The organism is Aeromonas sp. ASNIH7 (assembly GCF_002903485.1).
In the GTDB taxonomy this organism is placed as follows: Bacteria; Pseudomonadota; Gammaproteobacteria; order Enterobacterales; family Aeromonadaceae; genus Aeromonas; species Aeromonas caviae.
In genome coordinates, this window is the sequence record NZ_CP026226.1 from 2635001 (window position 1) to 2657220 (window position 22220).

The 22220-nt window shown below is 61.6% G+C and carries 20 protein-coding genes, 2 rRNA genes and 1 pseudogene (1 of these 23 cut by a window edge); 13 read left to right on the plus strand and 10 right to left on the minus strand.

Going from position 1 to position 22220, the window contains the following annotated elements:
* From C2U47_RS12355 to C2U47_RS12370, 4 genes are all read left to right on the plus strand, one after another.
* A 23S ribosomal RNA gene (locus C2U47_RS12355) occupies positions 1-830 on the plus strand (it extends 2059 nt beyond the left edge of the window).
* 79 nt (positions 831-909) lie between these two features.
* Positions 910-1024, plus strand: a 5S ribosomal RNA gene (rrf, locus tag C2U47_RS12360).
* Positions 1025-1397: 373 nt separating this feature from the next.
* The gene (gene tmaR, locus C2U47_RS12365) at positions 1398-1715 is read left to right on the plus strand and encodes a PTS system regulator TmaR (protein WP_010672687.1); all 318 of its coding nucleotides are present in this window, start codon (positions 1398-1400) and stop codon (positions 1713-1715) included.
* A 213-nt stretch (positions 1716-1928) separates the two neighbouring features.
* The gene (locus tag C2U47_RS12370) at positions 1929-5012 is read left to right on the plus strand and encodes a transglycosylase domain-containing protein (protein ID WP_043154059.1); all 3084 of its coding nucleotides are present in this window, start codon (positions 1929-1931) and stop codon (positions 5010-5012) included.
* 86 nt (positions 5013-5098) lie between these two features.
* On the opposite strand, the gene yjgA is transcribed toward C2U47_RS12370, so the two are convergent.
* Complete coding sequence (gene yjgA / locus C2U47_RS12375) at positions 5099-5623, minus strand: ribosome biogenesis factor YjgA (protein WP_010672689.1); 525 nt, start codon at positions 5621-5623, stop codon at positions 5099-5101.
* A gap of 114 nt (positions 5624-5737) precedes the next feature.
* Here yjgA and pmbA point away from each other — a divergent pair, with 114 nt between their 5' ends.
* The gene (pmbA, locus tag C2U47_RS12380) at positions 5738-7081 is read left to right on the plus strand and encodes a metalloprotease PmbA (RefSeq protein ID WP_043154058.1); all 1344 of its coding nucleotides are present in this window, start codon (positions 5738-5740) and stop codon (positions 7079-7081) included.
* A gap of 74 nt (positions 7082-7155) precedes the next feature.
* Here the strand turns inward: pmbA and C2U47_RS23310 are convergent.
* The 6 genes and pseudogenes from C2U47_RS23310 to hemC form a co-directional block, all read right to left on the minus strand.
* Positions 7156-7550: pseudogene (locus tag C2U47_RS23310) on the minus strand (DDE-type integrase/transposase/recombinase); the annotation flags it as partial.
* Positions 7532-7666 (minus strand): hypothetical protein, encoded by a 135-nt coding sequence (locus C2U47_RS23545; RefSeq protein WP_010672691.1) that lies wholly within the window; start codon positions 7664-7666, stop codon positions 7532-7534. The pseudogene C2U47_RS23310 and the gene C2U47_RS23545, both read right to left, overlap by 19 nt.
* A gap of 58 nt (positions 7667-7724) precedes the next feature.
* The gene (locus C2U47_RS12385; protein ID WP_043154057.1) at positions 7725-8888 is read right to left on the minus strand and encodes a heme biosynthesis HemY N-terminal domain-containing protein; all 1164 of its coding nucleotides are present in this window, start codon (positions 8886-8888) and stop codon (positions 7725-7727) included.
* Between the two features lie 10 nt (positions 8889-8898).
* Positions 8899-9975, minus strand: coding sequence for a uroporphyrinogen-III C-methyltransferase (locus tag C2U47_RS12390; RefSeq protein WP_039039811.1), 1077 nt, complete (start codon positions 9973-9975; stop codon positions 8899-8901).
* Positions 9972-10706 carry a uroporphyrinogen-III synthase gene (locus C2U47_RS12395; RefSeq protein ID WP_103243829.1) on the minus strand — a complete coding sequence of 245 codons (735 nt, stop codon included), beginning with the start codon at positions 10704-10706 and terminating at the stop codon, positions 9972-9974. Before C2U47_RS12395 ends, C2U47_RS12390 begins: the two co-directional genes overlap by 4 nt.
* A 46-nt stretch (positions 10707-10752) precedes the next feature.
* The gene (gene hemC, locus C2U47_RS12400; RefSeq protein ID WP_041212362.1) at positions 10753-11682 is read right to left on the minus strand and encodes a hydroxymethylbilane synthase; all 930 of its coding nucleotides are present in this window, start codon (positions 11680-11682) and stop codon (positions 10753-10755) included.
* Positions 11683-12004: 322 nt separating this feature from the next.
* Between hemC and C2U47_RS12405 the strand changes: the two genes are divergently transcribed.
* Entirely contained in the window at positions 12005-14524 is a 2520-nt protein-coding gene (locus C2U47_RS12405) for a class I adenylate cyclase (protein ID WP_042879398.1), read from the plus strand.
* Positions 14525-14600: 76 nt separating this feature from the next.
* On the opposite strand, the gene C2U47_RS12410 is transcribed toward C2U47_RS12405, so the two are convergent.
* Entirely contained in the window at positions 14601-15254 is a 654-nt protein-coding gene (locus tag C2U47_RS12410) for an alpha/beta hydrolase (RefSeq protein ID WP_043154055.1), read from the minus strand.
* Positions 15251-15565, minus strand: a complete 315-nt coding sequence (gene cyaY, locus C2U47_RS12415) for an iron donor protein CyaY (RefSeq protein WP_010672698.1) — start codon at positions 15563-15565, stop codon at positions 15251-15253. The genes C2U47_RS12410 and cyaY overlap by 4 nt, the downstream gene beginning before the upstream one ends.
* A 73-nt stretch (positions 15566-15638) precedes the next feature.
* Here cyaY and lptM point away from each other — a divergent pair, with 73 nt between their 5' ends.
* The 7 genes from lptM (at position 15639) to C2U47_RS12450 (ending at position 21015) form a co-directional block, all read left to right on the plus strand.
* Positions 15639-15839 carry an LPS translocon maturation chaperone LptM gene (gene lptM / locus C2U47_RS12420; RefSeq protein WP_010672699.1) on the plus strand — a complete coding sequence of 67 codons (201 nt, stop codon included), beginning with the start codon at positions 15639-15641 and terminating at the stop codon, positions 15837-15839.
* A 20-nt stretch (positions 15840-15859) separates the two neighbouring features.
* On the plus strand, positions 15860-17110 hold the full coding sequence (gene lysA / locus C2U47_RS12425; protein ID WP_039039806.1) for a diaminopimelate decarboxylase: 1251 nt from the start codon (positions 15860-15862) through the stop codon (positions 17108-17110).
* Between the two features lie 62 nt (positions 17111-17172).
* Positions 17173-18003, plus strand: a complete 831-nt coding sequence (dapF, locus tag C2U47_RS12430; RefSeq protein ID WP_029313578.1) for a diaminopimelate epimerase — start codon at positions 17173-17175, stop codon at positions 18001-18003.
* Between the two features lie 79 nt (positions 18004-18082).
* Positions 18083-18763, plus strand: a complete 681-nt coding sequence (locus C2U47_RS12435) for a DUF484 family protein (protein ID WP_010672702.1) — start codon at positions 18083-18085, stop codon at positions 18761-18763.
* Positions 18756-19733: a tyrosine recombinase XerC gene (gene xerC / locus C2U47_RS12440; protein WP_049637244.1), complete on the plus strand. Its 978-nt coding sequence runs from the start codon at positions 18756-18758 to the stop codon at positions 19731-19733. The genes C2U47_RS12435 and xerC overlap by 8 nt, the downstream gene beginning before the upstream one ends.
* A 95-nt stretch (positions 19734-19828) precedes the next feature.
* Positions 19829-20539 carry an HAD-IA family hydrolase gene (locus C2U47_RS12445; protein ID WP_043154052.1) on the plus strand — a complete coding sequence of 237 codons (711 nt, stop codon included), beginning with the start codon at positions 19829-19831 and terminating at the stop codon, positions 20537-20539.
* Positions 20540-20610: 71 nt separating this feature from the next.
* A complete protein-coding gene (locus C2U47_RS12450; RefSeq protein WP_043154050.1) occupies positions 20611-21015 on the plus strand; it encodes a hypothetical protein in 405 nt (134 codons plus the stop codon).
* A gap of 151 nt (positions 21016-21166) precedes the next feature.
* Here C2U47_RS12450 and C2U47_RS12455 read toward each other — a convergent pair whose 3' ends face one another.
* Entirely contained in the window at positions 21167-21937 is a 771-nt protein-coding gene (locus C2U47_RS12455) for a gamma-glutamyl-gamma-aminobutyrate hydrolase family protein (protein ID WP_043154048.1), read from the minus strand.
* Positions 21938-22220 lie beyond the last annotated feature (283 nt).

Sequence of the window (22220 nt, forward strand, 5' to 3'; positions counted from 1 at the left end):
TACTACAGCTTGGCACTGAACATTGAACCTACATGTGTAGGATAGGTGGGAGGCTTTGAAGGCGTGACGCCAGTTGCGCTGGAGCCGTCCTTGAAATACCACCCTTGTATGTTTGATGTTCTAACGCAGGGCCCTGAATCGGGCTCGCGGACAGTGCCTGGTGGGTAGTTTGACTGGGGCGGTCTCCTCCCAAAGAGTAACGGAGGAGCACGAAGGTTGGCTAATCCTGGTCGGACATCAGGAGGTTAGTGCAATGGCATAAGCCAGCTTAACTGCGAGACGGACAGGTCGAGCAGGTACGAAAGTAGGTCATAGTGATCCGGTGGTTCTGAATGGAAGGGCCATCGCTCAACGGATAAAAGGTACTCCGGGGATAACAGGCTGATACCGCCCAAGAGTTCATATCGACGGCGGTGTTTGGCACCTCGATGTCGGCTCATCACATCCTGGGGCTGAAGTCGGTCCCAAGGGTATGGCTGTTCGCCATTTAAAGTGGTACGCGAGCTGGGTTCAGAACGTCGTGAGACAGTTCGGTCCCTATCTGCCGTGGGCGTTGGATGATTGAAGGGAGTTGCTCCTAGTACGAGAGGACCGGAGTGAACGAACCTCTGGTGTTCGGGTTGTCACGCCAGTGGCACTGCCCGGTAGCTAAGTTCGGAATCGATAACCGCTGAAAGCATCTAAGCGGGAAGCGAGCCCTGAGATGAGTCATCCCTGACCCCTTGAGGGTCCTAAAGGGCCGTTGGAGACCACAACGTTGATAGGTGGGGTGTGTAAGCGTAGCGATACGTTGAGCTAACCCATACTAATTACCCGTGAGGCTTAACCATACAACACCCAAGAAGTGTTTCTGGCCTTGTAGCGAATGAACGAATTACTTACATCAGCTTTTTCAGATTGAAGATTTTGCCTGGCGGCAATAGCGCAGTGGAACCACCTGACCCCATGCCGAACTCAGAAGTGAAACGCTGTAGCGCCGATGGTAGTGTGGCATTCGCCATGCGAGAGTAGGACACTGCCAGGCACTCAATACAAGAAACCCCGCTCACTCGAGCGGGGTTTTTTATTGCCTGAAATTCAGCACTCACTGGAGGGCAAACGGGCACTATGGTGCTGTTCGTCGTTCACTTGTTGCCTGTACCGGAAAAAGTTGCGGCTGCTCTGTCCGCATTGAACCCACATGTTGGCTCTCTCCGTTTTCATCATTTTTCGCGTAATAACCCAGTCGGATCCGTTCTGTCTAAACCCGCCGCCCGCGCTGCGATTGGGGTTGTATCTGAATCATAACTCGGTAGAGTAAGGGGCATTCCGGGTTTGCCCGTGCCATGGTTTCGGTTTCTTTTTCTGGTATGGGACTCTCCGCCTGTTTTTATTCACCTTCACTCAGTGGTACCTATATGGAACAAGTAAACAAGTCAACCTTCAACGATGTGCTGGAATATGTGCGTATGTCCCGTCGTCAGAACAAGCTCAAGCGTGAAATCGCGGACAACGAGAAAAAGATCCGTGACAACCAGAAGCGGGTACTGTTGCTCGACAACCTGAGTGACTATATCAAGCCCGGTATGAGCATTGACGAGGTTCAGGCCATCATCGCCAACATGCGTACCGATTATGAAGAGCGCGTAGATGACCATATCATTAAAAATGCCGAGCTTTCCAAGGAGCGCAAGGAGCTGAGTACCAAGCTGAAGAGTATGAGCACCAGCAAATAATACCGCCCCGCTCTCGTCAACACCGGCCTCTGGCCGGTGTTTCATTTTCATGCCGCAGCTCGGATCTCTTGCCGCGTTGCAACAATCGGCTCCCATTTTCACAATCGCCCTGTTAACATCGCTGCAAAGCGGTCAATAGATTTCAAGCCCTTGACTTGAAACGACTAAGCTTGATTGAAAGACAATAAATTGCGCAACCATGGTGGGGCTGATATGGGCGCATCAAAACAGACGGATTCAAATAAAGTGGCATCTCAGGATTCATCCGTACCTAATACGGACGGGCAACAGCAGCGTAAACGCCGACCCTGGTGGCGCTGGTTGTTCTGTTTTATCTTCTTGCTTTGCCTGGCTGCCGTGGTCGCCCTGGTGGGTTATGAAATGAAGACCTCCCGGCTGCAGTCACAGGAGATCTCACGCTATGCGGCCACCCTGACCTATCAGATCGAACCCGGCCCCAGCAAGCAAATTGCCTTTCCCGACGACGGCCCGTTCGACAAGCGACTCGGTTATGTGCTGATGCCTATGATCCAGGAACGTCTCGTTCAGCGTGGCTACCAGGTGAGCGAACAGGTCCGTTTTTCCGATGCGCTCTACAACTACGCCAGCCACGGTTTCTTCGTGCCTTATACCGAGAAGGTCCAGGCAGGATTGACACTCTATGACTGCCGTGCCGAGCCTTTCTACCAGTACAAGTATCCGACTCATTACTATCCGGATTTCAATGCCATACCGCCCCTGGTCATCCAGTCTCTGCTGTTTATCGAGAACCGTGAACTCCTGAGCAACAAGGAACCGCTGGCCAACCCGGCCGTAGACTGGCCGCGCTTTGCCAAGGCGGCGCTGTCTCAGGTGGGCAAGGCGCTGGATATGCAGGATCAATCCGCAGGCGGCAGCACCCTGGCGACCCAGGTGGAGAAGTATCGTCATTCTCCCGATGGACTGACCGTTTCGCCGACCGAGAAGATCCGCCAGATGGTCTCGGCCAGCGTTCGTGCCTATCGGCTGGGGCCCGAGACCCTGGAGGCCCGCAAGCTGGTTGCCTGGGCCTACCTCAACTCGGTCCCGCTCTCTGCGGCGCCCGGTTATGGCGAGGTGCACGGTCTCGGTGATGGCCTCTGGGTCTGGTTTGGCGCCAATGTCGATGAGGTGAATCGACTGCTGGATCCCGCTCGCAACCAGGATTCTACCCTGGCCGAGCAGGGCCTTGCCTTGCGCCAGGTTGTCTCCCTGATGATCGCCCACCGCCGTCCTTCCTATTACCTAGCGCAGGGTAGAGAAGCACTGTCTACCCTGACAGACAGCTATCTGCGACTCTTCGTGCAGGAGGGAATGATCACGCCCCCCCTGATGGAGTCGGCTCTCAAGGCCAAGCTGGTCTTCCGCGATTTCCTGCAGGCACCTGCCATCACTCGAGTCAACAACAACAAGGGGCTGCAGGTGGCTCGCACTCGTCTCAGTCGTCAGCTCGGAGTGCAGCTTTATGATCTGGACCGCATGGATCTGACGGCCAACACCACCCTCAATATGCCGCTGCAGAACGAGGTGTCACGGTATCTGCAGCAACTGGCAGACCCTGCATTCGCAGCCCAGGTGGGCCTGTTTGGTGAGCGACTGCTCTCGCCGGAGAAGACGGGGGATGTGAAGTACAGCTTTACCCTGTTCGAGAAGACGCCGGAAGGGGTCAAGGTCAGAGTGCAGACCGACAACACGGACCAGCCGTTCGACATCAACGAAGGCAGCAAGCTTGAACTGGGGTCCACCGCCAAGTTGCGGGTGCTGACCACCTATCTCGAGATTGTCACCGAGTTGCATGACAGCTACGGCAACATGCCGGTGGAGAGCCTGCGAAAGATCGAAGTGTCCGATCAGGACAACATCAGCCGCTGGGCCATCGCCTATCTGATGAGTGCCAAGGACAGAAGCCTGCCGGTGATGCTGGAGGCCGCGCTGGACCGCAAGTATTCCGCGAGCCCCTATGAAGGCTTCTTTACCGGCGGTGGCATGCACACCTTCAACAACTTCCGCAAGGAGGACAACGGCCGCATCCCGCCCATTCGCGATGCACTGCGGGAATCCATCAACCTCCCCTTCGTGCGCCTGATGCGGGACATCGTCCGCTACAGCCTCTACAAGGAGGGCAATCGTGCTCAGTTGCTGAAAGATGACAGGGATCCTCGCCGTACCGAGTACCTAGCCAAGTTTGCCGACAAGGAGGGCCAGACCTATCTGCTGAGGTTCTGGCGCAAATATCGTGGCAAGAGTGCAGAAGAGCAGCTCGATACCTTCCTCGATGGTCTCAAACCCAGCGCGGTGCGTCTCGCCGCCGTGCATCGCTATCTGATGCCGGAAGCCTCCCAGGCCGACTTTGCCGCTTTCCTGGCCAAGCGCCTGCCGCGGGAGAAATTGACCGAGAAGCGCATAGAGCAGCTCTATACCAATTACGGCCCTGGCAAATATTCTCTGCCGGATCAAGGTTATATCGCACGGGTGCATCCACTTGAGCTGTGGTTGCTTGCCTATCTCAAGGAGTTTGACAAGGCCACCTTTACCGATGCGGTAACCGCCAGCCGTGACGAGCGTCAGGAGGTCTACAGCTGGCTGTTCAAGACCCGTCATCGCAGTGCCCGGGATAGTCGGATCCGCACCATGCTGGAGGTTGAGGCCTTCCTCGACATCCATCAGCGCTGGGCTCGCCTGGGCTACCCGTTCGATCACCTGGTTCCGTCCCTGGCGACCGCACTGGGCAGCTCGGGCGATCGTCCTGCTGCGTTGGCCGAGCTGATGGGGATCATCCAGAACGGCGGCATTCGTGCGCCGACCCTGCGCATCGAGCACCTCTCCTTTGCCAAGGGGACCCCCTTCGCCACCGTCTTTGAGCCGGCGAACACCCAGGGGGAACGGGTGATGCCTGCCGAGGTGGCCAACGCCTTGCGCAATGCACTCTCCAAGGTGGTGGAAGGGGGGACGGCGCGGCGCATCGCCGGGGCCTTCGCCTTGCAGGATGGTACTGTCCTGGCCCTGGGGGGCAAGACGGGGACCGGGGACAACCGGATCGAGACGGTCGGTCGCTACGGCAATGTGACCAGTTCACTGGCTCGCAACCGAACTGCGACGTTCGTCTTCTACATCGGGGATGATCACTTCGGCACGCTGACGGCCTATGTACCCGGCAGCCAGTCCGACAAGTTCCGCTTCACGTCGGCGCTGCCTGTACAGGTGCTCAAGGGGATGGCCCCCCTGCTGGTCCCCTATCTGCAACCCGCTACTCACACCCAGTGCATGGCGGGCAGCTGAGCGGACATCGCATGAAAAAACGGGGCCATTTCGGCCCCGTTTGATTGTGTACTGCACGCCGCCATGAGGTGGACGTGAGTCATCACTTACAACAGATCTTCAATTTCACCGCGCAGGTACTGGTACATCTCGCGATAGGCTACCGGCGGCTTGTTCAGCTCCCGCTCCTTGTTGGCGGTGCGGATCAGCTGACGCAGCTTCTGGCGATCCAGCTCGTGGAACTGGGACATCAGCTCGTTGAGGGCGCTGTCGCCTTCGGTGATCAGCCGCTCACGCCACTGTTCGAGGCGGTGCAGGCGGGCGTTCACGGTGGAGTGACGCATCTTGATGATGGAGAGGGCCTCTTCGATGGGGGCGACATCGCGGCTACGCATCAGACGGCCGATGAACTGGAGATGGCGGCGGAAGGACTCATCCTTCTTCGGCTTGAGCTTGCGGCCCAGCTCGACCGCTTCGGCAAGCTCTTCATCCAGGGGGATCTTCTCCAGCTCGCTGTGACTCAGGGAGACGATCTCTTCCCCCATCTTCTGCAATGCCTCGGCATCACGCTTGAGCTGGCTCTTGCTGGGGCCCCAGTCTTCCCACTCGTTGTCGTCTTGATATTGACTCATCGGTCTCTGTATTCCTGTCATTCACGTTTGGCGGATATGTTACCAGCTTCTCCCGCTGGGCGCAGGGGTCTGATATGCTTAGCCCCTTTCCTTCCCTTCATACAGATGTGAGTTATGGACCAGCAAGATCAAATCCGCCAGGATCAATCCCATCTCGAGGCCGTGGTCGCCGAGGCCCTTGAGATAGCGAAAGGGCTGGGCGCCGGGCTTGCCGAAGTCTCCATCAGCAAACAGACCGGCCTCTCGGTGAACACCCGGGGCTGCGAGCTGGAAAGCATCGAATTCAACAAGGATGGCGCACTCGGCATCGCCGTCTATCGCGACGGTTGCAAGGGGTCCTCCTCCACCACGGATCTGACCAAGCCGGCCATTCGCGCCGCCGTGGAAGCGGCCATGGAGATCGCCCGCCACACCTCTCCCGATGACTGCGCCGGTCTTGCGGATGCGGATCTGCTGGCCTGGGATGCCCCGGACCTGCAACTGTGCCACCAAATCGAGCTGGATCCCCAGCGTGGCATCGCGCTGGCCATCGAGTGCGAGCGGCTGGCCCTGGGGCGGGATGCCCGCATCAAGCACTCTGACGGAGCCAGTTTCTCCAGCCACCTGGGCGTCAAGGTCTATGGCAACAGCCACGGCTTCGTAAAAGGCTATGCTGCATCGCGCAACTCCCTGAGCTGCGTACTGATCGGCGAGCAGGATGGCGACATGCAGCGCGACTACGGTTACTCCTCCAGCCGCTCCCTGAACGGGCTGTGGAGTCCCCAGCGCATCGCTGACGAGGCGGTGGAGCGCACTGTTTCCCGCCTGGGGGCTCGCAAGATCAGCACCCGCCATGCCCCTGTGCTGTTCCACCCCGATACCGCTGCCGGTCTGTGGGGCCATCTGGTGATGGCCATCAGTGGGGGGAACCTCTATCGCAAGTCGAGCTTCCTGCTGGACAAACTGGGCAAGCAGATCCTGCCCGAGTGGCTCACCATCCAGGAGTTCCCCCACTTGCCGGGAGGACTTGCCAGCACCCCGTTCGACGGGGAAGGGGTTCGCACCCGCGACATGGACATCATCCGCAACGGCGAGCTGATGAGCTGGCTGCTCACCTCCTACTCCGCCCGCAAACTGGGCCTGACCACCACGGGCCATGCCGGGGGTATCCATAACTGGCAGGTTTCCAATACCGGCCAGGACTTCCAGGGCATGCTCAAAGAGATGGGTACCGGGCTGCTGGTGACCGAGCTGATGGGGCAGGGGGTCAACATCGTCAATGGTGATTACTCCCGCGGCGCAGCCGGTTTCTGGGTTGAAAATGGCGAGATCCTCTATCCTGTGGAGGAGATCACCATTGCAGGCAATCTAGCCGACATGTTCAGCCATATCGTGGCGGTGGGCAGTGATGAGGATGAGCGTTCCAGCCTCAAGACCGGCTCCGTACTGGTCGAGCAGATGAAACTGGCGGGGCACTGATCCCCTCCGTCCGATCTGGAATATGGTGTCTAGTCCTGAGATAGGTCTACACATTTTCAGCTAGCTTTTAGCACTCAGAACCCCCGATGCGTCACATCAGGGGTTCTGTATTTCAATGCCTGATGCGGTTGCTCCAGGTTATAAGTATCCACTGCCTTTCGCACTTTTCCCCGCCTGCGCCAGCCTCTGCAGGCTTTGCAGCAGTGACTCTCTTTTCAAGATCTCAGTGCATTTTGGTGACAGTTATGAGTATCTGTCATCAAGCATTTGACCCCGTGTTGTTTATGCAATGACTGATACAACCCCGAACAATACTGCACCTGGTGGTCCGAATGATGAATAAGCTCTCCGTGGTCACGTTGTTGCTTCAGTGTTTTCTCGATCACCATCGACTCGGCATTCATCTCTTAGTTGCCACTATTTTGCGTGAGCAGGTGTCCGTCACCTAGCTCAGGTAGAGCGGCCCTGAGTGTCATAACGCGTCTGCGTCTGTTTATAGGTGAGCTTGCCTTCTTCAATCTGCTCGACCAGGGCCAGTTTAAAAATCAGAGTAATTGTGTTGTGTTCGTTTACGCCCTGTCCCATCGAGATCTCCATCTATTCGGAGGAGAAGATGCAAACCATATTCAGGCAGATGCGCCGATCAGACGTCGGCCAGCTGCAATGCCTGGCGGTAGTACTCGTTGGCCTTGTTGGTCAGCCGGCGCTTGTCCATCACCTGGCCGAGGGCGTGGTAGAGGGCGGCATCCGGCGCCTTCGCCACTTCCTGCTCCAGCAGGCGCTGGGCGTCGTCCAGTTGGCCGGCCAGCAGGCAGACCCGGGCCAGCGCGGCTTCGGCGCCAGGCTGATCCTGGATCTTTCTGAGCAGGGTCAGCATGGGCTGGTAGTCGTCCAGTTTGAGCTTGGGCAGGCGGGCGAACAGCTCGGGGGAGGGATCCTTGCGCAGGGCCTCCAGCCAGAGATCGGCGGCTTCGGCATCGGCCCCCAATCGGCGCAGGCGATCCCCGTAACTGGCCAGCAACACGGGATCCTGGCGCTGTTTGCGGGGCAGTCCCTGCCAGACCGTGCGCAGGGTGTCGAGGGAGCCGCTGGCGGCCTCCAGACGACCGCACCACGCCTGGTGCAGCAGGGTCTCTTCCTGCTGGGCGGTCAGCTTGCCCACCTTGCGCAGGGCAGGGGTGAGATCGATGAGGGCCGCCCAGTCTTCACGGGCCAGATACACCTGACGCAGCTGATCCAGCACCATGGGGTGGCGCGGGTTGAGGGCATAGATGGACTCGAGGCGACCGAGGGCGCTGTCGTACTGGCCCTGCTCAATCTGCAACTGGGTCTGGATCAGGGTCAGTGCCAGCTCTGCCTTGGGGTTCTCTTCCTGAGCTTTCTGCAGGTAGTGATCCCGGCGCACGTCATCGCCCCGGGCCTGGGCCACCCGGGCGGCGCTCAGGTAGTTGAGTAGCGGGGTGTCGCTGTTGTCGGCGCCCTTGATGAGGAGCTTCTCGGCCTGGTTGTAGTGCCCCTCTGCCATGGCCAGGGTGGCATTGACGGTTTGCAGGTTGGCCTTGCGGCGGCGGCGGGAGCCGAACCAGCCCTGGGTCTTGCGGCGCAGGCCGAACAGGCGGGCCAGCACCCATTCCACGATGAGCAGGGCGCCGTAGAACAGCACCGCCAGGATCACCGCGCTGGTGACCGAGGATTCCACCGTGTAGTTGCCCAGCGAGATGAGCACATAACCCTTGTTGCCGGAGGCTTCGGGACCGAAGATGAGGCCCGCCACCATCACGGCGACTATGACGATCAGACGAATCATGGTCTCTTCCTCAGTTGCCGGCCAGGATGCGTTGCAGGCGTTCGGTCAGCACCTGTTCCAGCATGGTCTGGGTCTTGAACTGATCCGGGTAGTCAAACTGGATCTGCTCGCCTTTGAGCTTGTCGAGCTCGGACTGCATGTACTGGGTGGCGCTGTTGTCGGCATCGAAATACTGGGTCAGCCAGCGCTGGGCCTTCTCCAGGCTGTCGACATAGAGGGACTGCTGTTCGCGATAGACGGCGAGCTGGGCCTGCAGCAGCTTGGTCTTGAGGTTCTCTCGCAGGAAGATCTCCTGCTGCGGGGAGAGCAGGGCTTCCACGGCGCCATCGCGGCGACGGATGGTGATGAAGTTTTCGGTGAACTTGACCCAGTTCTTCTTCAGGTTGCTCTGCCACTCGTCCGGGTTGGTGCTGACGGTCTGGTCGGGCTCGCTCTTGGCTTCCGGCATGCTGACGGTGGAGAGGGGCAGCAGCTCGATCTGGTCCGAGAGGGCGGCCAGCTTCAGGGTCAACCCCTCGCGATCGACCCGCGGCATCCCCTTGAGCTTGGCGATGTCTTCCGCCAGCGCCTTGCGAATGGGCATCAGGCTGGGGTCGTTGAGCGCCTTGATGCGCTCGTCGGCGTTGCCGAGCAATGTGATGGCGGAGACGATGTCGTGTTCGAGCCACAGCTTGCGGCCCGCCATGCGCACCAGGTATTCGGATTCGGCCAGCATCCAGTCATTGGGGCGCTTGTCGTCCAGATCCAGCACCTTGGTCTGCAAGGCGTCCAGCGCCTCCTGCAACTGCTGCTGGCTCTTGCCGAGGGCACCGATCTGTTCGGCATCCTTGCTGCTGCCCTGATCAATTCTGGTCATGGCGTCGGCCAGTTGCTGCTTGAGGGCTACCAGTTCGGCCTGCTGGGCAACGGCGTTCTGGTGTCCGTGCACATAGAGACCACCGGCCAGCCCCAGGGCCAGCAGGATGGCGATGCCGCCAAGCACGGTGCCAGAGCTGCCCTTCTTGCTCCCTGTCGTTCCGGGAGCGGGCTTGTTGTTGTCGGCCACGGTGGCCGCGGCACTCGGCTGGACTTCTTGCTGTTCAGTCATTCCATCTTCCTCAGTTCCAGGGCGGCCACCAGAGCCTGGTTGGATGCACCTTGGGCAATCACGATACGGGTAAAACCAGCCCCTTCTGCCATCTCGGCCACCCGGGGACTGGGTACCACCAGCAGGCGGTCATAAAGCCAGGGGTGCTGCGGGCCGGGCACCAGGGCCAGCAACCGCTGCAACAATTCGCCACTGGTGATGAGCAGGCTGTCGAGCCCGGCTGCCTGCCAGTGGCGGGTCAATGCGTCCCCGTCAAGATCGGGGTAGTGGCGCTCGTAGGTGGCACAATAGTGCACCAGTGCGCCCCGTGAGGCCAGCGTCCGGGCGATGAGATCCCGCCCGTCGTTGCCGCGCAGGATCAGCACCCGGCGGCCACTCACCCCTTGCAGTGCCGGCAGGGCCAGCAGCCCTTCGCTGCGGGGATCGGCCGGGCACAGGGCCTGGATGCCCGCCTCGGCAAAGGCATCCGCACTCGCCTGGCCGACTGCAAAGTAATCAATATGTGGCCAGGTCTGACCAGTTTGCAACAGAAAATAATGTGCAAAATGAACGGCATGCATGCTGACGGCGATAACGAGGTCCGCCTCTCGCAGCATGTCACCCAGGTGAGGGAGGTCGCATCCCGGTCGGGTTTCCAGCAACGGACAGCAGAGCGGTGCATGACCCAGCTGGCGCAGCATCTGCACCAGCTGGTTGGCCTGGGCGGCCGGGCGCACCACCAGGGGGATCATCAGGCGGCGCTCCGGGCAGATGACCGCGAACCGGTCTGTGCTGCACTCATGCCCGGTAGACCTCGGCGAGGATGACGTCGGCGCCAGCGGCCAGCAGGCGCTGGGCCAGGGTGTGGCCCAGTGCCTCGCCCTCTGCCAGGGGGCCGCGGATCTCGTCGCGAATGACGCGGGCACCGTCCGGGCTGCCCACCAGGCCGCGCAGCCATACCTCTTCTCCCTGTACCAGGGCATAGGCCCCGATAGGCACCTGACAGCCCCCTTGCAGGGCGCGGTTCATGGCGCGCTCGGTCAGCACCCGGATGCGGGTCTCGGGGTGTTCGAGCGGCGCCAGCAGGGCGTGCAGCTCGTGATCGTCGAGGCGGCATTCGATGCCGACCGCCCCCTGGCCGTTGGCGGGCAGGCTCTGCTCGGGCTCGATGAAGGCGGCGATGCGATGGGCCATCTCCAGCCGTTTCAGGCCGGCGGCGGCCAGGATGATGGCGTCATATTCACCGGCATCCAGCTTGGCGAGGCGGGTGTTGACGTTGCCCCGCAGGTCGCGGATCACGAGATCAGGGCGGGCAGCGCGCAGCTGGCACTGACGGCGCAGGCTGGAGGTGCCGACCACGGCCCCTTGAGGCAGCTCGTCTATCTGGTTGAAATGGTTGGAAACAAAGGCATCGCGCGGGTCTTCGCGCTCACAGATGGTGTGCAGGCCGAGTCCGTCGGGGAACTCCACAGGTACGTCTTTCATGGAGTGGACAGCGATGTCGGCACGCCCTTCCAGCATGGCAGTCTCCAGTTCCTTGACGAACAACCCCTTGCCGCCGACCTTGGCGAGGGGGGTGTCGAGGATCTTGTCACCCTGGGTGCTCATGGGCACCAGTTCGACCTGCAGATCCGGATGGAGTGCCTCCAGCCGATCTTTCACAAAATTGGCCTGCCACAGGGCCAGTGGGCTCTTTCGAGTGGCAATTCTCAGGGTTCGGGCTGCCATATCAATCAGTTGTTTCATCTTTTGAGAGGAAAACGATCTTACCACCCTTTGCAGGGGCTTTCATGGCGCAGCCCGCAAAAGCGGGGCCAAGCTCAAAAACGGGGGCTGAAAATTATTTTCATTCAGCCAACAATTGATTTTAACTCATTGAAAAAAGTCATTTTTATTGCTTTCCGATGATACCGTTACGAACGGGGTCAGAAATAATCCGGTGATTGTGTGCGGGCTTGTTTACCACTGCTGTTTGCATTGTTAACATGATCACACTTTTTTGACGTCTCCCCGTTTTGGTGCGTCATTTCTCTTCCCCATAGGTAGGGCATTGCTGGTTAAACTCGACACGCTGGTGGCGCGCTACGACGAACTCAATCGTCTCAAGACGCAACGAGCGCTGGATCTCATGAGTCGCTACGGGCAGCAGGTTTTCCACTTGCTGCCTGTCATGCTGCACTTCAATCACCCCCTGTTGCCCGGTTATGTGGCAGGGGATGTGCCTCATGGTATCTGGAGTTTTGTCGCCAACGAGGCCCAGCAGGCCTTCATCCAGGATCTCTGCCAGAACGCCAACTGCCAGGGCGGTCTCAGTACCCACGACAAGTCCATCCAGGGCCTCTACTCCATGGGGAGCACCTCCTCCATCGGTCAGTGCTGCCACTCGGATCTCGACATCTGGGTCTGTCACGTGGCCGGTCTGTCGAGCGAGCGCCTCGCCCTGCTGGAACAGAAGTGCCAGCACCTCTCCATGTGGGCGGAGCAGCGGGGGGTCGATCTCAACTTCTTCCTGATCCCCGAAGACAAGTTCCGTCAGCGCAACGATGCCCAGATGCAGGGGGAGAGCTGCGGCAGCGCTCAGCACCTGCTGCTGCTCGACGAGTTCTACCGCAGCGCCATGCACATCGCCGGCAAGCGGCTGCTCTGGTATCTGGTGCCGGCCGAATATGACGATCACTACGACGACTATGTCAACGGCCTGTTTGCCCACGGCAAGTTGAGCCAGGATGACTGGCTCGATCTGGGGGGCTTTGATCGCATTCCTGCCGAGGAGTATTTCGGCTCCGCCCTGTGGCAGCTCTACAAGGGGATCGACTCCCCCTACAAGGCGGTGCTCAAGTCGGTGCTGATGGAGGCTTACTCCCACGAGTATCCCAACACCCGGCTGCTGTCGGTGACCAGTCGCGACTGGTTCCAGCACAACGAGGGGATGCACTACCGCCTCGACAACTACTGCCTGATGCTGGACAAGGTGACCAACTACCTGAAGTCCATCGGCGACATGCAGCGCCTCGATCTGGTGCGTCGCTGCTTCTATCTGAAGGTGTGCGACGGGCTGAGCCATCCCAAGGAAGATCACTCCCCGGACTGGCGCCGGGAGCAGATGGCCCAGCTGGTAGCCTACTGGGGCTGGAGTCCGGAGCGCCTTTACCACCTTGATCACCGCCAGGAGTGGAAGGTCGAGGACGTCAAGGTGGCCTACGCCGAGTTGCTGGAGGCTCTGATGCAGAGCTACCGCAATCTCATCCAGTTCGCCCGGCGCAACAACATCAGCGAGTCCATCAACCCGGAAGACATCGGCATCCTGTCGCGCAAGCTCTATGCCGCATTCGAGAGCCTGCCGGGCAAGGTGCAGCGCATCAACCTCAAGATTGCGCCGGATCTCGGCGAGCCGGATCTCAGCCTGGTACAGGTACCCCACGGCCGCCTGAATCGCGCCGGCTGGTATCTCTACAAGCATTCCCTCGAACCCGCCGACATCATCGGCCGGGCGCCGCTCGAATATAACGGCTACATCAGCAAGCTGGTGGCGTGGGCCTATTTCAACGGCCTGCTGACGCCCCAGTCCCGGGTACACCTGTTTAACCAGGGCTCGGATCTGCACATCGACAACCTGCATCAGTTCTGTCGCGATCTCTCCGGGACCTTCCCGGTCAAGTATCCCCGCGCGACCAACCTGGCCCTGAGCCGGCCGTGCGAGATCCGCCAGCTCTCCATCTTCCTGAACCTGGAGACGGACCCGTCCAGCCACTGGGTGGGGCAGGTGATCGAGTTCGATGCCAACGCCGCGGACGTCTTCTCGTTCGGTCGCAACCAGGAGTGTCTGGTGGGATCCGTGGATCTCGTCTATCGCAACTCCTGGAGTGAGATCCGCACCCTGCACTTCGAGGGAGAGGAAGCCGTGGTGGACGCCCTCACCACCATCCTCGGCAAGATGCACCAGGACGCCGCGGCCCCCGAGATGATCGAGGTGTTCTGCTACAGCCAGCACTTCCGCTCCCTGGTGCGCACCCGCTTCCAGCAGCTTGTGGCTGAATGCATCGAGTTGCGTCTGGCCCGGGACAAGCAGCAGCTGGTCAAGACGCTGGCGCTCGGCAAGGAGAAGTACGGCATCTTCTTCGAGCGGCGCGGGGTGTCGGTCAAAAAGCTGGAAAACGCCATCGACTTCTACCGCCACATCTCCCACAACAAGCTGGATCACCTGCCGCTGCGCCTCGACAAGACTCACAGCCAGCACCTGCCCGGCATCGTCGACGCCTACGCCAGCGAAGGGCTGGTGCAGTTCTTCTTCGATACCCGGGATGCAGGCACCAACATCTATATCCTGGACGAGGCGAACCGGGTGGAGATCTACCAGCACTTCGCCGGCAACAAGGACGAACTGGTACAGGGGGTGAACCGGTTCTACACCTCGGGTCACGAGCGATTCAGCAATGCGGGTCAGTTCAGCAACTTCAACCTGCCCCAGTACTACGAAATCGTGCAGGTGGGTGACAAACTCGATGTGATCCCCTACCGCAGCCAGAGCCCGCAGCGGGACACCCCAGGAGCGGCACGGGAAGTAGGATGATGCGCTGATAGCCGCACCGGCAAGATGGCAAACGGCCTGCATGATGCAGGCCGTTGTCTTACCCGTTATCCGACAATCAGGCGCTGAGGCGGGCCAGCAACCAGCTGCGAATGTCGCCCAGCTGGGGGCGGCAGATCTCGTGGCGCATGGGGTATTCGTGCCACTCGGGGCTGAGTCCCGCCGCTTCCAGCCGGTTCTTGGCATCCCAGCCCATGGAGAGGTTCACCACGTCGTCATAGATGCCGTGCATGTAGCAGATGGGCAGGGCGCGGGCCGCCTCGCTCATCTCGCCGGGCAGGGCATCGGGTACCGCCAGGTAGGTGGACATGCAGAGCAGGCCTGCCAGTGGCACCGGATGGCGCAGGGCGGTGAAGGAGGCGATGACGCCCCCCTGGGAGAAGCCGGCCAGCACGATGCGCTCGGGGGCGAAACCCTCGGCCACCAACTGTTCAATCAGGGAGGCGATACGGGCCGCTGACTCCCTGACATGGGACTCCACGGCGCGATCCGCCGGATCCTTGAAGCTCTTGATGTCGTACCAGCCGCGCATCCGGTAGCCCATGTTGATGGTGATGGGGCGCTCGGGAGCGTCCGGCAGCAGATGGCGGACGGGCAGGTCGGCGGGCAGGGCCAGCGCCTCCACCAGGGGGGCGAGGCCGGCGCCGGAGTCCCCCAGCCCGTGCAGCCAGATCACCGCATGGCGGGCACCTTCGGGATGCAGATCCGTCATGAGAAGACCACGGGCTCGCCGGCCTGGGTGGTGCAGGCCCGGGTCAGCAGTGCCTTGAGCTCGTCGCCGAAGCGGTTGTCGATCCAGCTGTCACCGCGCAGCTCGAAGTGGAAGCCGTTCTCCCGGGTGGCGACCCAGATCTGGTGCAGGGGCTCCTGCTTGTTGATGATGACCTTGGTCTTGTTCTCGAAGCTCAAGGTCAGCACACCGCCGGCGCGTTCGCAGTCGATATCCGGATACCCCTCGTCGATGGTGTCTTCCACATACTGGAAAAAGGCGTCGGTCAGGGCGTGATACTCGTGATCCTTCATCGGTTTATCCTGTTGCTTTTAACAATGTGAGTGCGATTATAGAGGGCCAAAAATTTTTTCGCAGCGAACCATTATGATTACCCAGTTCACCAAGTGCCTGTTTGCCGCGTCGCTGTCGCTCGGGTTGGCCGCCTGTGGCCTGACGGGGCCGCTCTACATGCCGCCGGCCGAACAGCCCGCACCTGCAGAGCAGACACAGCCAAAGACTGAGAGTACACCGCAAGCCGCCTCGCCTGCGACCGCTACACCGGCCTCAGAGGCCGCGCCGCAATAATCTAGGAAGGAACCGCCCCCTTGGATCACTTTAACTACGACGCAGACGGTCAGCTTCAGGCCGAACAGCTTCCCCTGCAACAGCTTGCCGACCAGTACGGCACTCCGCTCTATGTCTACTCCCGTGCCACCCTGGAACGCCACTGGCATGCCTTCGACCAGGCGGCTGGCGACATTCCCCACCTGATCTGCTATGCGGTCAAGGCCAACTCCAACCTGGCCCTGCTCAATCTACTGGCACGCCTCGGTTCGGGCTTTGACATCGTCTCCGGCGGCGAGCTGTCCCGGGTGCTGGCGGCGGGCGGTGATCCGGCCAAGGTGGTCTTCTCCGGCGTCGCCAAGAGCGAAGCCGAGATGCGCCTTGCGCTGGAAAAAGAGATCCTCTGCTTCAACCTGGAGTCCGAAGCCGAGCTGGAGCGCCTGAACCGGGTCGCAGGCAGCATGGGCAAGAAGGCGCGGGTCTCGGTGCGGGTCAACCCGGACATCGACGCAGGCACGCACCCCTACATCTCCACCGGCCTCAAGCAGAACAAGTTCGGCATCCCCATCGAACAGGCGCCCGCCATCTACCGCAAGGCAGCGGCCATGGCCCACATCGAGATCAAGGGGGTGGATTGCCACATCGGCTCGCAACTCACTGAATTGAATCCCTTTATGGAGGCGGCGGACAAGCTGCTCAAGCTCATCGACGAGCTGGCGGCGGAAGGCATCCACATCCATCACCTGGACGTGGGCGGCGGTCTGGGGGTCAACTACGGCGCCGAGCAGCCGCCGCACCCCACCGAGTATGCCGAGGCGCTCAAGCAGAAGCTGGCGGGCCGGGATCTGACCCTCTTGTTCGAACCGGGCCGCGCCATCGTCGCCAACGCCGGTGTACTGCTGACCCGGGTCGAGTTCCTCAAACCCGGCGAGACCCGCAACTTCGCCCTGATCGACGCCGGCATGAACGATCTGCTGCGCCCCTCCCTCTACGGCGCCTGGATGAACATCATCGAGGTGGACAGCCGGGCGACCCACGAGAAGGCACTCTATGACGTGGTGGGCCCGGTGTGCGAGACCGGCGACTTCCTCGGCAAGGAGCGTACCCTGGCGATTGCCGAGGGCTCCCTGCTGGCGGTGCGTTCCGCTGGCGCCTACGGCTTTACCATGTCCTCCAACTACAACACCCGACCCCGTGCGGCCGAGGTGCTGGTGGACGGTGACCAGGCGCACCTCATCCGTGAGCGGGAGCAGTTGGCGGATCTCTGGCGTGGCGAGCACCTGCTGCCGTGATGGATGGATTTTCAGCGTTCCTCCATGTGAGAGCGTGATTAACGGTGAGACAGGAACGCGCGATGTTGATTGAGTTTTCCAAAATGCACGGCCTCGGTAACGACTTCATGGTGGTGGATGGCGTCACCCAGAAGGTGTTCTTCAGCAACGACATCATCAAGAAGCTGGCGGATCGTCACTTCGGTATCGGCTTCGACCAGCTGTTGCTGGTGGAGCCGCCCTATGACCCCGAGCTCGACTTCCATTACCGCATCTTCAATGCCGACGGCAGCGAGGTGGAACAGTGCGGCAACGGGGCCCGTTGCTTCGCCCGTTTCGTGCGTCTCAAGGGGCTGGTCAACCGGGATCGCATCGCGGTCAGCACCGCCCGGGGCCGCATCACCCTGCAGCTGGAAGGGGAGAACCAGGTCACGGTCAACATGGGGGTGCCCCAGTTCGAGCCGGGCAAGATCCCGTTCCGTGCCCAGAAGGCGGAGAAGACGTATCTGCTGCGGGCCCAGGATCACACCGTGATGTGCGGCGCCGTCTCCATGGGCAACCCTCACTGCGTCATCGAGGTGCCCTCGGTGGCCGATGCGCCGGTGGAGACCCTGGGACCCATCATGGAGCGCCACGAGCGCTTCCCCGAGCGGGTCAACGTCGGCTTCATGGAGATGGTCAACGCCAGCGAGATCAAGCTGCGAGTCTTCGAGCGCGGGGTGGGGGAGACCCTGGCCTGCGGGACCGGGGCCTGTGCGGCCGTGGTGATAGGCATCAGCCAGGGCAAGCTCAAGGAGCGGGTCACCGTCACCCTGCCGGGTGGCAAGCTGACCATCGCCTGGAAGGGACCGGGTCAGCCCGTCTACATGACGGGGCCGGCCGAGCACGTCTTTGACGGCCAGATAGAGTTGTAGACAAGGAGCGGGTGATCCCGCTCCATCAACGGATCATATCGGGGCCCTTGGCCCCTTTTTCGGATGGATCAACCAAGTTATGAGCGAACTCAAACGGCAGGAATCACTGGTGGATGAAGCCACAGTGCTGGAGTACCTGGCCCGTTATCCCGAGTTTTTCCTGCGTCACGGGGCCATGCTGGACAAGATCCGCATTCCCCATGCGCAAAAGGGCACCATCTCCCTGGTGGAGCGCCAGCTGGACAGACAGCGGGAGCGCATCGAGCAGCTGGAGCAGGAGATCACCGAACTGATGGGGGTCGCCAGCGAGAACGAGCGGATCTTCCGGGTCTATGCGGATCTCTACGGGGAGATCTACGGCTGCCAGACCCTGTTCGAGCTGAGCGCCGTGATGGGCAAGGCCTTCGTCCAGCGGCTGCGACTCACCGGCCTGCGGCTCTGGCTCAATCCCAGGCATTTCCAGCTGAGCGGCCCCGAGCAGCGTTTCCTGGCGCAGGGCAAACAGCTCGAACAACTGCTGGGGCAGCGCCTGCCCGGCACGGACTACTATTTCGGTCGCCTCAACCAGAGCGAGAAGCAGGCGCTGTTTGGCAATGATGTGCTGGTCAACTCGGTGGCCCTGATGCGGCTCGGGGAGCTCGGCGTGCTGGCCTTCGCGAGCTCGGATCCCAGCCACTTCACCCCCCACAACGACACCCTGCTGCTGGGTCAGCTGGGGCGTCTGCTGCAGCTGCGTCTGCCCGAGCTGGCCCGTGGCTAAGGCAACGACCCGATCCCCTGCCAAGGTGCTCCCTGCCGCCGACCCTCTGCCGGTCGCACTGGCGGGGGAGCTGGACGCCTTTATCGAATACCTGAGAGTCGAGCGCCAGCTCAGCCCCCACACCCGCAGCAACTATCAGGCTCATCTGGAAGCCATGACCGCCGAGCTGGTGAAGCTCGGGGTCGACGACTGGGCCCGGCTCGAGGCGAGCCAGGTGCGCAGCCTGGTGACCCGGATGCACAAGGGGGGGTTGGCGCCCCGTTCCCTTGCCACCAAGGTGTCGGCCCTGCGCAGCTTCTGCGACTGGCAGGTGCGCCAGGGGCGGCTCACCGCCAACCCGGCGCGGGGCATCGTCACCCCCAAGCAGGGGCGGCCCCTGCCCAAGAACCTGGACGTGGACGAGATGTACCAGCTGCTCAACATCACCGACGAGCAGGATCCGCTGGCGGTGCGGGATCGCGCCATCATGGAGTTGATGTACTCCTCCGGCCTGCGCCTTGCCGAGCTGGTGGGGCTCAACCTCGCGGACGTGAAGCTCGAGGAGCGCCAGCTCAGGGTGATCGGCAAGGGCTCGCGGGAGCGGGTGCTGCCCATCGGGCGGATGGCGGTGGAGTGGTTGCACAAGTGGCTCAAGGTACGCCCCCTGCTGGCCGGTGACGAGGGGGAGGCATTGTTCGTCTCCAAGCGCAGGCAGCGGCTCTCGGCCCGCTCGGTACAGGAGCGGCTCGACGGCTGGGGCAACAAGCAGGCTCTCAATGCCCACGTGCACCCCCACAAGCTGCGCCACAGCTTCGCCACCCACATGCTGGAATCCTCCGGCGATCTGCGGGCGGTGCAGGAGCTGCTGGGGCATGCGGATCTCTCCACCACCCAGATCTATACCCACCTCGACTTCCAGCATCTGGCCAAGGTATATGACAGTGCCCACCCGCGGGCGAAGCGGGATCCGGAAACGCCGGAGGATGAGTGATGTGGTGTGCGATCTGCGGGGATGACAATCTCCACGTCGCCCCGGTCAGGCGGGAGCTCGCAACGCCAGAGGATGAGGAGTAAAGAGGAACAGCCATGCAGTTTTACCGTCGCTGGCAGCCGGTGGCCGCCATCTCGTTCGATCTGGACGACACCCTCTATGACAACGGCCCCGCCATCGCGCGGGCGGAACAGTGGATGCTGGACCACCTGCGCAGCGAATACCTGGCTACCGCCATGCTGGACAAGCCGCGCTGGCTCGCGCTCAAGCGCCAGTTGCTGCTGGACCACCCGGCGCTGAGCCACGACGTCAGCCTGGCGCGCCAGCGTGGCATTCGCGAGGCCCTGGTGCAGGGGGGCATGGAGCCCGGGCTGGCGGAGCAGCAGGCCCGGGCGGTGTTCACCGGCTTCATGGCCGAGCGCTCGAAGATAGAGGTGAGCGAGGCGACTCACGCCCTGCTGGCTCGTCTGGCGGCGCGCTACCCGCTGGCGGTGATCACCAATGGCAACCTGGATCTGGAGCAGGCAGGTCTGGCTGGCTACTTCACCCTGGTCTGCAAGGCGGGAGCGGGAGCCAGAATGAAACCGGCGCCCGACATGTTCGTGCAGGTGCAAGAGGCCCTGGGGCTGGCCCCCGGCCGCATCCTCCATGTGGGGGATCACCCGGTGACCGACGTGCTGGGTGCCAGGCTGCACGGCTTTCGGGCCGCCTGGCTCAACGAGAGCGGTCAGTCCTGGCAGTCGCTGTCGCTGCTGCCGGATGTGGAGCTGGGGCAGTTGCAGGATCTGGCCACCCTGCTGCTCTGAGCTGGGGATGAGGGACAGATTCCGTGATGTATATCTGGCAATAACAACAAGGGAGCAAGGGCGTGAAGGGAATGAAGGGTGTCATCTGGCTGGCGATCCCCGTGATGCTGGCGGGATGCGATCTGGTGCAAGACCGTTACCGGATGGAGTTCAGGGACGGATCCTGGCGGGAGATCGCCATCTCCCCGTTTTCCAACGAGGCGCGCTGGCGCGAGGGGTGTGCCACCGGCGAGATCCAGGTGGACATGACCCTGCCCCTGAAACGGGGCAAGGTGGTGAATGGCCGGGAGCAACTGCTCATCGGCGGCGAGCTGTTCGAGCTGGAGGATGCCCGTCTCTATCGCGGCAACGGCATGGTGCTCGGGCAGGCCCCGGACCATATCCAGCGGGGCCTCAAGGGGCTGGATGTCTGCCGAACCCTGCGCCCTGATCGCGGGGCCCTGCCCAAGCTCAAGGGCAAGGGATTTGGCGACTAGCCCGTCTGCTGCCTGAACGGGCAGGAGGCGTCGCCGAAGGCAGTGGGCAGCTTGATGGCGTGGGGGGTTCACAGGCCCGTCACGTCGGATGCCTCTGGGCAGCCCCCGATGTACGAGGCCCTGCCAAGGCTCAAGGGCAAGGGGTCGGCGACTAGCCGACCTGCTGCCTGAACCGGCGGCAGGCGTCGCCAAAGGCGGTGAAGAGCTTGATGGAGTGGGGGTTCTCGCTGGCCTTCCACTCCGGGTGCCACTGCACCGCCAGCAGGAAGGGGGAGAGGGCGGGAGCGTGGATCGCCTCGATCAGCCCGTCTTCGGCATGGGCCAGGGGGGCCAGCCCCTTGGCCAGCGTCTTGATCCCCTGCCCGTGGAGGGAGTTGACCGGAATCGACGGCTGCCCCATCAGCTCGGCCAGCCAGGTACCGGGCACCAGCTCGACCTGATGGCTCTCGCCATACTGCTCGTCCACCGGGTCATCCGCATCCTCCCGATGATCGTCATAACCCGGCTCGCAATAGACCTTCTGGTGAATGTCGCCTCCCAGGGCCACGTTGATCTCCTGCATGCCGCGGCAGATCCCGAGGATCGGCAGGCCGCGGTCGAGGGCGGCGCGCACCAGGGGAATATCGAACAGATCCCTGTCCCTGTCCTGAGGCTTCTCCGGGGTGAGGTTCTCCTGGCCATAGAGGGCAGGATCGATGTTGGAGCCAGCACCGCTCAGATAGACCCCGTCGGCGAGGTCCAGATACTGCTCCAGATCCTCGGTGCCACAGCAGGTGGGCACCAGCAGCGGCACGCAGCCGCTGATCTCCACCAGAGGCTTGATGTATTTGTGGGTCATGACCTGGTAGGCGTGGCCACTGCGGGCCTGGGCCCCCATGGTCATCAGCACGACGGGTTTGTTATGGGAACTGGGGTTGGGCATAGGTCACCTTGGCTATCCTTGGCGGTCTCATCCTGCGCCTTGGGAAGGCCCTTGCCGCCTCGGCTCGCAAGGGCATGCCTCAAGGCATGGTCGTGGGATCAGGGTCGCGCCAGCGTGCCAGAATCGTCGGTCAGCCTTGGCAACGACAGCCTGGATCCTGCCTCCAGTCTGCCAAGGCCGTTCAATATGTCAAACAAAATGATGCAATTATGTTAACCGTTGATGTCGAGATACGGCTACGAGTCCCATTTAAAGGGGCTTGAGGGGGGATGCCTGGTGCGGC